The organism is Albimonas sp. (genome assembly GCF_055129145.1).
Genome location: NZ_JBSRTQ010000125.1, coordinates 1 through 13082, shown reverse-complemented (window position 1 = coordinate 13082; position 13082 = coordinate 1). Strand labels below are relative to the sequence as shown.

At 71.9% G+C, this 13082-nt stretch carries 15 protein-coding genes; 2 read left to right on the top strand and 13 right to left on the bottom strand.

What is annotated here, in order from left to right:
- From ACTB72_RS16675 to ACTB72_RS16665, 3 genes are all read right to left on the bottom strand, one after another.
- On the bottom strand, positions 1–783 hold a 783-nt coding region (locus ACTB72_RS16675), incomplete at its 3' end, for an AAA family ATPase (RefSeq protein WP_463038132.1).
- A 137-nt stretch (positions 784–920) separates the two neighbouring features.
- Positions 921–1580 (bottom strand): DsbA family protein, encoded by a 660-nt coding sequence (locus tag ACTB72_RS16670; protein ID WP_463038131.1) that lies wholly within the window; start codon positions 1578–1580, stop codon positions 921–923.
- A 154-nt stretch (positions 1581–1734) separates the two neighbouring features.
- Positions 1735–2445, bottom strand: coding sequence for a DUF721 domain-containing protein (locus tag ACTB72_RS16665; RefSeq protein WP_463038130.1), 711 nt, complete (start codon positions 2443–2445; stop codon positions 1735–1737).
- Between the two features lie 285 nt (positions 2446–2730).
- On the opposite strand from ACTB72_RS16665, the gene mutY reads away from it, so the two are divergent.
- Entirely contained in the window at positions 2731–3909 is a 1179-nt protein-coding gene (mutY, locus tag ACTB72_RS16660) for an A/G-specific adenine glycosylase (protein ID WP_463038129.1), read from the top strand.
- Positions 3910–4010: 101 nt separating this feature from the next.
- Positions 4011–4469: a GFA family protein gene (locus tag ACTB72_RS16655; RefSeq protein WP_463038135.1), complete on the top strand. Its 459-nt coding sequence runs from the start codon at positions 4011–4013 to the stop codon at positions 4467–4469.
- Positions 4470–4473: 4 nt separating this feature from the next.
- On the opposite strand, the gene ACTB72_RS16650 is transcribed toward ACTB72_RS16655, so the two are convergent.
- The 10 genes from ACTB72_RS16650 to ACTB72_RS16605 form a co-directional block, all read right to left on the bottom strand.
- Positions 4474–4875: a DUF805 domain-containing protein gene (locus ACTB72_RS16650; RefSeq protein WP_463038128.1), complete on the bottom strand. Its 402-nt coding sequence runs from the start codon at positions 4873–4875 to the stop codon at positions 4474–4476.
- 414 nt (positions 4876–5289) lie between these two features.
- Positions 5290–6492, bottom strand: a complete 1203-nt coding sequence (locus ACTB72_RS16645; protein WP_463038127.1) for a DNA methyltransferase — start codon at positions 6490–6492, stop codon at positions 5290–5292.
- Positions 6493–6579: 87 nt separating this feature from the next.
- The gene (locus tag ACTB72_RS16640; RefSeq protein ID WP_463038126.1) at positions 6580–7242 is read right to left on the bottom strand and encodes a ribonuclease HII; all 663 of its coding nucleotides are present in this window, start codon (positions 7240–7242) and stop codon (positions 6580–6582) included.
- Between the two features lie 133 nt (positions 7243–7375).
- Entirely contained in the window at positions 7376–8497 is a 1122-nt protein-coding gene (locus tag ACTB72_RS16635) for a PA0069 family radical SAM protein (protein WP_463038134.1), read from the bottom strand.
- A 105-nt stretch (positions 8498–8602) separates the two neighbouring features.
- Positions 8603–9313, bottom strand: a complete 711-nt coding sequence (locus ACTB72_RS16630) for a phosphoribosylanthranilate isomerase (protein ID WP_463038125.1) — start codon at positions 9311–9313, stop codon at positions 8603–8605.
- Positions 9314–9336: 23 nt separating this feature from the next.
- The gene (locus ACTB72_RS16625; RefSeq protein WP_463038124.1) at positions 9337–9660 is read right to left on the bottom strand and encodes a TraR/DksA family transcriptional regulator; all 324 of its coding nucleotides are present in this window, start codon (positions 9658–9660) and stop codon (positions 9337–9339) included.
- 47 nt (positions 9661–9707) lie between these two features.
- Complete coding sequence (locus ACTB72_RS16620; RefSeq protein WP_463038123.1) at positions 9708–10565, bottom strand: ABC transporter permease; 858 nt, start codon at positions 10563–10565, stop codon at positions 9708–9710.
- 13 nt (positions 10566–10578) lie between these two features.
- Positions 10579–11346: an ABC transporter ATP-binding protein gene (locus ACTB72_RS16615; protein ID WP_463038122.1), complete on the bottom strand. Its 768-nt coding sequence runs from the start codon at positions 11344–11346 to the stop codon at positions 10579–10581.
- A gap of 17 nt (positions 11347–11363) precedes the next feature.
- The gene (locus ACTB72_RS16610; RefSeq protein WP_463038121.1) at positions 11364–12383 is read right to left on the bottom strand and encodes an ABC transporter substrate-binding protein; all 1020 of its coding nucleotides are present in this window, start codon (positions 12381–12383) and stop codon (positions 11364–11366) included.
- A 340-nt stretch (positions 12384–12723) separates the two neighbouring features.
- Positions 12724–12990 carry a 2-hydroxymuconate tautomerase gene (locus ACTB72_RS16605; protein WP_463038133.1) on the bottom strand — a complete coding sequence of 89 codons (267 nt, stop codon included), beginning with the start codon at positions 12988–12990 and terminating at the stop codon, positions 12724–12726.
- Between the last annotated feature and the right edge of the window lie 92 nt (positions 12991–13082).

The following is a 13082-nucleotide window of genomic DNA, read 5'->3' as shown; positions in this document are numbered from 1 at the left end:
GCCGCGCGCCGCCTCCGCGGTCGCCTCGCGCAGACGGGCGCGGGCGGCCTCGGCCTCCGTCGCCGCCTCCCGCCAGCGGAGCCACAGCAGCAGCCCTTCCGCCGCGCGCAGCTCCGCGGCGATCTCGCGATAGCGCGCCGCCTGCCTGGCCTGGCGGGCGAGCTGGCTGAGCTGCTCGTCCAGTTTCTCCAGCACGTCCGACACGCGCAGCAGGTTGTCCTCGGCCGCGCGCAGCTTCAGCTCCGCCTCGTGGCGGCGCTGGTAGAGCCCGCCGATGCCGGCCGCCTCCTCCAGGATCGCACGGCGGGCTTTCGGCTTGGCGTTGATCAGCTCCGAAATCCGCCCCTGCCGCACCAAAGCCGGCGAATGCGCGCCGGTGGAGGCGTCGGCGAACAGCATCCGAACGTCGCGGGCCCGCAACTCCTTCCCATTCAGCCGGAAGGCGGAGCCGGCGTCGCGGGTGATGCGGCGCACGATGTCGAGCTGATCGGTCTTGTTGAATTCGGCGGGCGCGGTGAAGTCTGAATTGTCGATATGGATCGCGACTTCGGCATAGGACCGCGCCGGCCGGGTCGAGGCCCCGGCGAAGATCACGTCGTCCATGCCGTCGCCGCGCATCGCCTTGGCCGAGGTCTCGCCCATCACCCAGCGCAGCGCCTCGAGCAGGTTGGACTTGCCGCAGCCGTTCGGACCCACGACGCCGGTCAGCCCGGGCGCGATCACCAGCTCGGTGGAGTCGACGAAGCTCTTGAAACCCTGGAGCCGGAGGCGGGTGAACTGCATGTGCGGGGGCCCTGGCTGCGCCGAGTCGCGGATTGGCCAGCATCCGGGCGCGGGCCCCCGTGGTCAAGGGGGCCCGTCAATATATAGCCGCTTGGCGCGCAATACCCCCTATATGCAGAGGATGCGCCTCAAGCGTATCAGTCGGCCAGGGCTGCGTCGATCGCGGCGGAGAGATTGTCGAAGTTGGGATTCTCCACCTTCTTGTCGGCCACGATCAGGGTCGGCGTGCCGGTCAGCCGCGGGTCGTTGCGGAACCCCTGATACATGGTGACCAGCGCGCGGGCCCCGTCCTCGTCGGCGAGGCAGGCGTTGATCTGGTCCGAGGTCATGCCGACCTGCCGGCCCATGGTCAGCAGCTTCTGGCCGGGATCGTCGGCGCGGATCCAGTCGTCCTGACGGGTGAGCAGCAGGTCGATCAGGCCGAAATAGCGGTCCGGCCCGGCGCAGCGCGCGACCTGGGCGGCGGCGAGACCGAAGCGGTCGAAATAGACCTCGCGGAATTCGTAGCGGATCTTGCCGGTGTCGATGTAGTCCTTCTTCACGTCGCCGAAGACGGTCTTCTGGAAGTTCGCGCAATGCGGGCAGGTCAGCGACGCGTATTCGATCACCGTCACCGGCGCGTTCTCATCGCCCAGCGAAAACACGCCGAGCGCCATGCCCGAGGGCGAGGTCTCGGTCTCGGCCGCCTGGGCGGAGAGGCCGAAGGCGGAGGCGATGGGGGCCGCGCCATGGATCGCGGCGGCGCCCATGACGAGGGCGGCGGCGGCGGCGACCAGCGCCAGGCTCTTGGGGAACATCAGCGTCTCCTGTCGGGGCGCGCGGAAGGGGCGCGCGGAAGGGGGTGTCCTTGGGCAGAGATAACCGGGCGGGGCCGCGGGCTCAAACCGTCGGGGGGCCGCAGGCGGTCACTTGCGCGAGATCGGCGGCGGATTTCGGGCCATGGCGGGGCGATCAGGGGCCGCGGCGGCCGCCGCCATGCCTGGCGACGCTGGCGCCGAGGCGGGCGAGCGCTTCGCGCAGGCCGGGATCGGCGACCTCCTCGATCCGCTCGGCGGCGGCGACGGCGGCGGGGGGGCGCGGGGCGTCCCCTTGGGCCTCCGCCATCCCCGCCGGGACGGCGACGCCCACCGAGCCGGGGCGCGCGACGGTGCCGCGCCCGCCCTGCACCACCTTCACCCGCGACACCGCGCGATAGCCGTAATGCGCATTGACCCGCTCGGCGATGCGCGGGCCCTGCATCTCGATCTCGGTCGCCCGCGCGCCTTCGGCCTCCACGATCAGGGTCGCGCCATAGGCGTTGCCCGACCAGGTCAGCCGCACCGGCCGGCAGGCGGCGGCGAGGGCCGCGCCGACGATGGTCGGCCAGTCGGTCAGCACCCGGATTTCCGCGAAACCGCGCTTGGCCGACACCTCGCGCACCGAAGGCTCCGCCAGCGCCGAGGCCTGCATGAAGCCCCGCGCCTGACGCTTCTGCTCGGCCGGGGGCCGCGCGGCGCGTTTGGCGGCGGGTTTCGGCGGGGCGGGGGCAGGGGCCTTGGGGACCGGCGGCGGCGCGGACACGCCCCCTCCCGGCCCGACCATCGCGGCCCGCGGCCCGCGGCCGGGGCGCCGGGGCGCGGAGCCCTTGCGTCCGCCGCCGTCCTTGCCGAGGGTGCCGCTCATGCGCCTGCTTCCGCCCTGCCAGAGATCCGCGCCGCGCCCGGCGCCCGGCGGCCGCCTCGCGCAGCCGCGCGTCACGGGGGCATCATGCATCCTGACGGCCCGAATGAAAAGCCGGCGCGCCCGGTGGTGACCGCCCGCCCGCCGCGCCGAGGCGGTCCGGCCCGGCCCGCCGGCCCCGCCCGACCCGCCGGACCCAAGCGCCCGGGCCGCAAGGCGAAAGCCGACGCGCCGCCCGCCGCCGCCCCTCGCCCGACCCCGCCACGCCCCCCGGAGACGCCCGCCGCGATGCCCGCCGAAACGCCCACGCCGCCCCGCCGCGGCGCTCCCAAAAGACCCGCGCCGGAGGCGCCCGCCTCGCCGGCCGATCCCGGCTGGCTCTCGGACGAGCTGCTGGTCTGGTATGACCGCCACGCCCGCGCCTTGCCCTGGCGCACCAGCCCGGCCGAACGGGCCGTCGGCGTGCTCCCCGACCCCTACCGGGTGTGGCTGTCGGAGATCATGCTCCAGCAGACCACCGTCCCCCATGCCGCGCCCTATTTCCTGCGGTTCACCGAGGCCTGGCCCACCGTCTCCGACCTCGCCGCGGCGCCGGACGAGGCTGTGATGGCCGCCTGGGCCGGGCTGGGCTATTACGCCCGCGCCCGCAACCTGCTGGCCTGCGCGCGGGCCGTGGCGGACGATCATGGCGGGGTTTTTCCGACGACCGAGGCCGGACTGCGCGCCCTGCCCGGCGTCGGCCCCTACACCGCCGCCGCCGTCGCCGCGATCGCCCATGACCTGCCCGCCGCGGTGATGGACGGCAATGTCGAACGGGTGATGGCGCGGCTTCACGCGGTCGAAACCCCGCTGCCCGACGCGAAGCCCGCGCTATATGCGCTCGCCGCCCGGCTGACGCCGCAGACCCGCCCCGGCGACCATGCGCAGGCGGTGATGGATCTCGGGGCCACGATCTGCACGCCCCGCTCGCCCGCCTGCGGCATCTGCCCCTGGCGCGATCCCTGCGCCGGCCGCGCCGCGGGCATCGCCGAAACCCTGCCCCGAAAAGCCCCCAAGGTCGCGAAACCCCAGCGACGGGGGGTGGTGTTCGTGGCCGTCGACCCGTCGGGCGCAGTGCTGCTGGAACAGCGGCCGGAGCGGGGGCTGCTCGGCGGCACGCTCGGCCTGCCCGGCGACGACTGGGACCGGCGCGGCGGCGGGGCGGAAGGGGGGGCGGACCGGCCCGACGAGGCCCTGCTCGCCGCCGCGCCCTTTCCCGCGGCGTGGCGCCGGATCCCGGCCCAGGCGCGCCACGTGTTCACCCATTTCCAACTCGTCCTCGACATCCTCGTCGCCAAGACAGAAGAGGAGATTCGGCCTGCGAACGGCGCATTCGTCCCTAGTGCCCGGGCGCAGGCCGACCGCATTCCGACGGTGATGCGCAAGGCCCTGCTGTTGGGGCTGGATGCGCTGGACGTCGGGCGCTGAGGCGCGCCAGGAACAAGGCGCGACCATTTCGATTGATCGCCGGTCCGGCGGCGTTATCGTGCCGATACGTCACACATCCCGGACCCTGCGCCATGACCCGACTGACAGGCCGCTGCACCTGCGGCGAGATCCGCTACGCGCTCACCGCCGCTCCGCTTTTCGTGCATGGCTGCCACTGCACCTGCTGCCAGCGCGAGACCGGCTCCGCCTTCGTGCTCAACGCGCTGATCGAGGCGTCGGAGGTGGAGCTGATCGCCGGCCTGCCGGAAACCGTGCTCACACCCTCCGCCAGCGGCGCGGGCCAGCGGATAGACCGCTGCCCCACCTGCCGCGTAGCGGTGTGGAGCGTCTATTCCGGCGCCGGTCCGCGCTTCCGCTTCGTGCGGGTCGGCACGCTGGACGATCCGGGGTCCTGCCCGCCCGACGTCCACATCTACACCTCGACCCGCGCCACCTGGCTGCGCCTGCCCGAGGACATCCCGCAATTCGAGGCCTATTACGACCGGGACCAGCTCTGGCCCGAAGCCAGCCGCGCCCGCTGGCGCGCCGCCCGGGCCTGACCGCTCAGGTGCGCTGCAGCCCGATGACCGAGGATCCGAAGCGGTTGCCGCGCATCACCGACGGCCGCGACAGCATCCAGATCAGCGCCGCCGCGCCCGCGACCGGGACCAGCCCGATCAGCAGCCACTTGCCGCTGCGCCCCGCGTCGTGGAGCCGCCGGCACGCCACCGCCAGCGACGGGACCGTGAGCGCCAGCATGCCGACCAGCGTCAGGGGCCGGCCCGCCTCCATCGCGAAGGCGGCGTAGCCCAAGGCGGGGGCGGAGATCATCCCGTCGGCGATCTGCAGCGCGACGCACGCGATCAGGGTGAACAGCACCCAGTACCAGAATTCGGAGCGCGTCGCGCGCCCATGGAACTGGGCCAGGTTGCCCAGGACATTGAGGACCGAGTCGCTGAAAGTCATGGCCGTTCGCTTTCGGCAGCGTGGCGGAGGGGGCCACAGGGTCAGGATACGCTCTGACCGGCGTCCGGGGGACGCCGATACGGACTTTGTCGTCTAAATCTTGCCTTAATTTGGTCCGCCGAGGCAAGGCGAAAGGTGATTTCCCGCACATGCGTACTTGAAACGTGAAGGCTATCCCTCGGATCGGAAACGGATCCGCCACGATAATCACGACCGTCGCGAAGCTGACGCCGCATTGCAGCATGTCTGCCGCGCCGCCGACCCATTATCGTCTCAAAAATGAATGATCGACAGAAATTCGGGGAGGAGGGGCCCCGAGAATCGGCCTCGCCCCGGCCGTCCTGCCCTGCGCCAACGCGAACGGGCGCCCCCGGCCAGGGAGCGCCCGTGATCGAAACGCGAAAGGCGCCCGGGTCAGACTTCGATTTCGGCGACCAGCTTCTGACGCAGCAGGTCGATCGGGGCGGAGCCGGCCGCGCTCTCGAAATGCCAGTAGGTCCAGCCATTGCACGACGGCGCCCCCTCCAGCGCCGCGCCGACCTGATGGATCGAGCCCGAGACGTCATGCGCGACCAGCGTGCCGTCCGCGCGCACCTTGGCCCGGTGCCGCCCGTTGCCCGAGCTCAGCATCTGGCCCGGCGTCAGCATCCCGCGCTCCAGCAGCTGGCCGAAGGGGATGCGCGGGGCCTGACGGCGCGACGCGCTGACCCGCAGGCTCTCCATGTCATAGGGGCGCACCGCGTCGATGCGGGCGCGGGCGGCCTTGCGGTAGCCCTCGTCCTGCTCGATCCCGATGAAGGCCCGACCCAGCCGCTTGGCCGCGGCGCCGGTGGTGCCCGACCCGAAGAACGGATCGAGGATCACCGCGCCGGGCTGGGTCGTGCCCAGGATCACCCGGTGCAGCAGCGCCTCGGGCTTCTGCGTGGGATGGACCTTCTTGCCGTCGGCATCCTTCAGCCGCTCGCCCCCCGAGCAGATCGGCAGCACCCAGTCGGAACGCATCTGCACGCCGTCATTCAGCGATTTCAGCGCCTCGTAGTTGAAGTCGTATTTGCCGCCCTCGTCGCGCGCCGCCCAGATCAGCGTCTCATGCGCGTTGGTGAAGCGCCGGCCACGGAAGTTCGGCATCGGGTTCGACTTGCGCCAGATCACGTCGTTGAGGACCCAGTAGCCCTCGTCCTGCAGCGCCGAGCCCACCCGGAAAATGTTGTGGTAGGAGCCGATCACCCACAGCGTCCCGCCCGGCTTCAGCACCCGGCGCGCGGCCTTCAGCCAGGCGCGAGAGAAGCGGTCATAGGACGCGAAGCCGTCGAAGCGGTCCCAGGCGTCGTCCACCGCATCGACCTTGGAGTTGTCGGGCCGGTGCAGGTCGCCCTTGAGCTGAAGATTGTAGGGCGGATCGGCGAAGACCATGTCGACCGAACCCTCGGGCAGGGCGTTCATCTGCGCGATGCAGTCGCCGGCGAGGATCTGGTTGACCGGCAGCTCTCCCGGCGGGACGCGTCGGGGGCGCTGCGCAGGGCGGGGCTTGGTCGAGACGCGCACGGCGCGCGGCTTGGGGGCGACGGTGACAATGGGGTTCGGCGCCGGGATTCCGGCGGAGTCGCTCGCGGACATGCCGGGCTCCATTTGCTGCTTCGGTCGGGGCATTGGGTTCGCGGGCAATGTGCCCGAGCAGCGAATCACCGTCAATATCTTTTCGAATCAGTCGCTTATATCGGAGTCTTCAACCAAGATGTTGTGTATGGGGCGGAAGCTGCGCCGATGATGTGGGGTCACCCCCCAAAGCTTGAGGGCGCCGAGATGGGCTGGGGCGCCATAGCCACGGTTGGTCCGCCAGCCGTATTCGGGGTGCAACAGGTCGAGCCGGTCCATCTCCGCGTCCCGCTCGGTCTTGGCGAGGATCGAGCCGGCGGCGATGGAGACGCTGCGCCCGTCGCCCCGGATCAGCCAGGACGCGGGGCATGGCAGGCCGGGCGGAACCCGGCGACCGTCGATCAGCGCGAAGGCGGGCGCCCGGGGCAGACCCTCCACCGCGCGGATCATCGCGAGGTCCGCGGCGCGGCCGAGGCCCATGCGGTCGATCTCCTCCACACTCGCCACCCCCACCGCCCAGTCGCAGCAGGTTTTCAGGATCGCGGCCAGTTCCTCGCGGCGCCGCGCGGTGAGTTTCTTGGAGTCGTTCAGGCCCGGCGGGATGGCGTCGGCGCGCAATACCACGGCGCCGGCATGGACCGGCCCGGCCCAGGGCCCGCGCCCGGCTTCGTCCACCCCGCAGACCAGCGCGCCGGGGGGGAGGGCGGCGAGCGCTTCGGTCTCGTGGGAATAATTGGGTTCGGTCTTGGGGACGGGAATGCGGGCGGGCATGGGCTCTCCTGACGGCGTCGCCCCCGTCTACCCCGGTTCCCGTCGTTACGGGAGACGCCCCGGCGCCCCGTCCGCCCCGCGCGTCCGGCGCGGCCCAGCCGCAGCCGCGCCGGCCGGATCCGGAGCGCGCGGCTCAGAACCCCAGCGAGAACTGGTCCCCCGGCCGTTCGGGCCGGCGAAACAGGTCGGTGCGCAGCGGCGGCTGCTTGCGGTCGAGCCCCAGCCGCCGCGCCGCCACCGTGAAGCGCCTTCGCAGCAGATCCGCCCACACGCCCTGCCCGCTCATCCGCGTGCCGAAGCGCGAGTCATAGTCCTTGCCGCCATGCAGCTCCCGCACCCGGCCCATCACCCGCTCGGCCGCGTCGGGGCGATGCTCCGCGAGCCACTCCTGGAACAGGTCGCGCACCTCCAGCGGCAGGCGCAGCACGATGTAGCTGGCCGAGACGGCGCCGGCGCGGGACGCGGCCTCGAGAATCCTTTCCAACTCATGATCGGTCAGCGCCGGGATCACCGGCGCCGCCATCACCCCGGTCGGGCACCCCGCCCGGCTCAGCGCCGCGATCGCCCTGAGCCGCGCCTGGGGCGAGGCCCCCCGCGGCTCCATCGTCCGGCTCAGCCGGTTGTCGAGCGTGGTGATCGAGACATGGACCCGCGCCAGTCCCTGCCGCCCCATCTCGCCCAGAATATCCACATCCCGCGTCACCGCCGCCCCCTTGGTGACGATGGTCACCGGGTGGCGATGGGCGCGCAGCACCTCCAGCAGCCCGCGGGTGATGCGGCGTTCCCGCTCCAGCGGCTGATAGGGGTCGGTGTTGGTGCCCATGGCGATGGGACGGCAGAGATAGCCCCTGGCGCGCAGCTCCGCCTCCAGCCGGGCCGGGGCGTCGGGTTTTATGAGGATCTTGGTTTCGAAATCGAGGCCCGGCGACAGGCCGAGATACGCATGGGTCGGCCGGGCGAAGCAGTAGACGCAGCCGTGCTCGCAGCCCCGATAGGGATTGATCGAGCGGTCGAAGGGCAGGTCCGGGCTGTCGTTCTTCGCGATGATGGTGCGGGTGTGATCGTGCAGCACTTCGGTGCGCAGCGGCGGCGGCGGGCCGTCGGCGGGATCGGGCCCCCAGCCGTCGTCCACCGGCGCGCGGGTGGTCGGCTCGAACCGCCCGACCCGGTTGGTCGCGGCGCCGCGGCCATGCCGGCGGGCGGGCGCCACACCCACGCGGTCGTCGCCGGTCCAGGCGAAGCCCGCGTCCTGCATTCCGAACAGGTCGTCCCCTGACAGATCGTCCATCGACTCAAGGCCCTCCGCTGAGCCTCAGCCTGCCGGAACATTAAGCGAACATCAAGAGAACTTCGCAGAACATCACGCCGCGCGCACCGCCGCCATGAAGGCCGAGAGCTTGGCCGCGTCCAGCGCGCCCTCGGTCCGCACGCCGGAGCAGAGGTCGAGGCCGAAGGGCTTCACCCGGCGGATCGCCTCCGCCACGTTGTCTGGCCTGAGCCCGCCGGCGAGGAACACCGGGACCGGCGCTTCCGCCACGATCCGGGCGGAGATCCCCCAGTCATGGGTCTCGCCGGTGCCGCCCAGCGTCCGCTCGGGGGCCGATGGCCGCCCGCTGTCGAGCAGCAGCGCATCCGCCGCCCCCGGCCCGGTCGCCGCGGCGCGGGCCTGGGTCAGCGCGCCCTCGTCCTCCACATGGATCACCTGCAGGATGCGCAGCGCGGGGAAGGCGGCGCGCAGGGCGGGGATGGCGGCGGGCTCGGCAGCATCGACGATCTGCAACGCCGCGGGCGCGCAGCGCGCGACATGGGCGACCAGCCCCGCCGCCGTCACCTCCGCGCTCAACAGCACCGAGACCACGCCCGGCGCGGTCGCCGCCACTATGCGCGCGATGTCGGGATCGGGGATCGAGCCGCGCCCGCCCGGCATCACCGACAACAGGCCCAGCATGTCGGCCCCGGCGGCGACCGCCAGCGCGGCCTCCTCCGGCGAGCCGATGCAGCATATCTTCACGCGGGTCCGCCCCACGCCGCTCAGCGCCGCAGGGTCGACCGCGCTCGGTCTCAAGGACACGCCCACGCCCCCCGCGCCGGCGTTCAGGCGTCGGATGCGCAGTTGGCGCAGACCGCGGCATGGGGCACGATCTCGAGCCGCGCCGGGGCGATGTCTTCGCCGCAATTGGCGCATTCGCCATAGGTCCCGGCCGACACGCGGTCGAGCGCCGCGCGGATCATGATGATTTCGCGCTTGCCGGCCTCGCCCAGCCCCTCCAGCACTTCGTCATCCTCGCGCTCCACCGAGCGCTCCTCGGCATCGGCGTCGGCTTCGACGTCGAGATCGGTCTCGATCTGCTGCAGGCGCCCTTCGAGCTCGGCCAGGCGGGTCTCGAGCAGGGACTTGTAATGGTCGACGGATGTCATCGTGGCCTCCCCCCGGACCAAGCGCCGGGAGGACCTTACATAGGCCATCAGCCCCGCCAATCCAGCAGGCGTCTTTCCAGACGGCCGATCACGAAGCTGACGACCAGGCCCAGCGCCGACAGGATCCCCACGCCGCAGAACAAGCTCTCGAGGTCATAGAGCGCGCCGGCGGTCAGGATATAGGCGCCGACGCCCTTCTCGGCCCCCAGCATCTCGGCCGCGACCAGCAGGATGATGGCGATGGCGAGCGACACGCGCATCCCCGACAGGATCGCCGGCGCCGCGCCCGGCAGCACGATCTTCAGCACGATCGACCGCCAGGACAGCCCGAAACTCTGGCCCATGCGGATCAGGGAGCGGTCGACATTGTCGACCCCGCCATAGGTGGCGACCACGGTGGGGGTGAACACGCCGAAGGCGATCAGCGCGTATTTGGAACCCTCGTCGATGCCGAACCAGATCACGAAAAGCGGCAGCAGCGCGATCTTGGGCACGGGGAAAAGGGCGGCCACCAGCGGCGCCAGCCCCGCGCGGGCGAGCGAGAAGAGCCCGATCATCAGCCCCACCCAGATCCCCGCCGCCAGCCCCATCGCCGAGCCGACCGCGAGGCGCGCCAGCGACGGCCCCAGATGCTCCCACAACCGGCCCGAGGACCAGAGATCCAGGAACACCCCCGCCACCGCCGAGGGTCTCGGCAGGGTCAGCGAGGTGATCCAGCCGGAGGCCGACCCCCATTCCCAGAGCGCGATGATCACGACGAACAGCAGCGGCCCGGCCCAGGCCCGGCCGGCGGGCTGGAAGCCGCCGCCGCGGAACGGCACCGGGCGGGCGACGGGTTCGGGGGTCAGGGGGACCGCAGGCGCGCTGCGCAGCGGGCGGGCCGGATCGAGGGTCGCGTCGGTCATCTTGGCTCTCCGCTCAGGCGCCGGTCAGTTCGCGGTCGGCGTCCGCGGCTTCCTCGCGCAGCAGGCGCCAGAGCTGGGCCTGCACGGCGACGAGGGACGGGTCGTCCGGGCGGCGGTCTTCGAGGGGCATGTCGATCTCGGCGATCTCGCGCACGTGCCCCGGGCGGCGCGACAGCACCGCGATGCGATGACCGAGCCGCACCGCCTCCGCCAGGTTATGGGTGACGTAGACCGCGGTGAAGCGCTCGCGCCCCCACAGCCCCACCAGATCGTCCATCAGCAATTCGCGGGTCTGGGCGTCGAGCGCCGACAGCGGCTCGTCCATCAGCATCACCGCCGGGCGGACCGCCAGCGCGCGGGCGATGGCCACCCGCTGGCGCATGCCGCCCGAAAGCTGCCGGGGCCAGGCGCGGGCGAAATCGGTGAGCCGGGTGCGGGCGAGCACGTCGGCGACGATTTCCGCCCGCTCGGCACGCGACAACGGATGATCCTCCAGCACCAGCCGGACGTTCCCCTCCACCGTGCGCCAGGGCAGCAGGGCGAAATGCTGGAAGACGTAAGTGAGGGGGTTCAGCGACCCCGCCGGCGGCGCCCCCAGCATCAGCGCCTGCCCGGCATCAGGCCGTTCAAGCCCGCCCATCAGGCGCAGCAGGGTGGATTTCCCGCAGCCGGACGGCCCGACCAGGCAGGTGATCCGCCCGGCCGGCGCCTCCAGCGTCACGTCGCGCAGGACCTCGACCCCGCCATAGGCGTGGCTGACGCCGTCGAGCCTCAGGTCCATGCGCGCCGTCCTTCCGATCAGAGCGTGTCGACGTAGCTGTCGTCGACCAGCATCTCGAGGGTGATCTCGTCCTTCACCAGCCCCTCGGACTTGAACCAGGCGAGCTGGTCGCCGATCGAGTCCATGTTCAGCGCCGCGCCCTCGTTCACCCGCATCGCGCCGTCGACGATGGACTGGGCGGCCTTCTCGTAGGGCTGGTCCTCGTAGACGTATTTGTGGATCAGGCGGGTCATCGCCTCGGCCCCTTCGTCGCCCAGCGTGCGGTCGACGAGGGCGGCGTTGAAGTCGGCGGCGCCCCTGGCGAAGGCGGCGAGGAAGGCCTCGGTCTTCGAGCGCTCGCGCTCCGCGTTCTCGGCCGAAGTGAACAGCGTGGTCACCTGATAGTCGGGGATGTAGTCCGCGACCATGCCGATATGCTTGACCGCGCCCGAGGCGACCAGCGGCTTGCCGATATGGGGCACGATGGTCCAGGCGTCGATCTGGGACGATTTCAGCGCCCCGATCACCGCGCCGATCTTCTGCAGCGGCTTGAAGGACAGGTCCTTGATGCCCTCGGCCGCGGCGATCTTGGCGCCCATGTAATGGAACGACGACCCGGCCGTGGTGATGCCGAAGCTGCGCTCGCCCAGCCGCGCCGGCGAGGTCACGCCCTGATCGTAGGCGGCGACGGAGGCGAGGATCATCTGGCCGTCGACCCCCTTCTCCTCCTGCAGCGCGCCGCCGATGACCTTCGCGGCGCCCTTCTCGGCCAGGCTGATCAGCCCGCCGGTGATCGAGGTCACCCCGAAATCGGCGTCGCGCGACGCGATGGCGACGGCCATCGGCTGGGCGGCCTGGAAGAAGCGGAAATCGACGTCGAGCCCGACCTCGGAGAAATACCCCCGCTCATACGCCACGAAGGACGGCGCGTGCGAGGTGAAGCGCAACGCGCCCACGGTGACCCGGGAGGCGGCGCGGGCGGGCGCGCCCAGCGAGGCGAGCGCGGCGGTGGCGCCGAGCGCGCCGAGCGCGTGGCGACGGCTGAGACGGACGGTCATGGCGAGGCTCCTCCCGAGGGCGATCGGGCGCCCTCTGGTCGGGGCGCGTTCAGGGGGCAGGATAGGAGGGGGCGGAATGCGCGCTGTCAACCGCGGGGGCGGCGCGGCGGGCGGGTTTGCGGAGTTTCGAAGGCGTCGCGGCGCGCGGGGCGGCGGAACCGTCCCGGAATGGGCCAGGGCAAGCGGAAGGTTCGGGCCTGGTTCGCGCCGTCGGCGCTCGTCCGCCCGGCCCGATGGGCGCGCGTGAGCGGACGGACAGGGGACGACGCCCCCCGCCAGGGCCTCGCGCGCTCAGCCCGCCCCCCCGCCCGCGCTGAAACCGCAGGACGGGGGACGGCGCTCAGGCGGAGGTCGTCTCGGGCGTCGGGGCTTTCGCGGCGCCCTTGCTGACCCCGGCCGCGGCGAAATCGCCGGCGGGGATCTCGTTGACGATGATGCGCACCGACTCGGCCGGGGCGCCGAGGCTGCGGCACACCGCATCGGTCACCTCTCGGTAAAGCGCGTCCTTCTGCGCCTGGCTGCGGCCTTCGATCAGGGTGATGTTCAGAATGGGCATCGGGCGTCTCCTCGGGTGGGTCCAGGGGGGGCGGGTTTCGGTCGGCGGGATCTCGGGTCCCGGATCGGGGCCATCCTGCGCCTCACGACACGAAGGCGTCCAGCCGGTCGAGCGAGACGATCTGCAGCGGGGCCAGCCGCGCC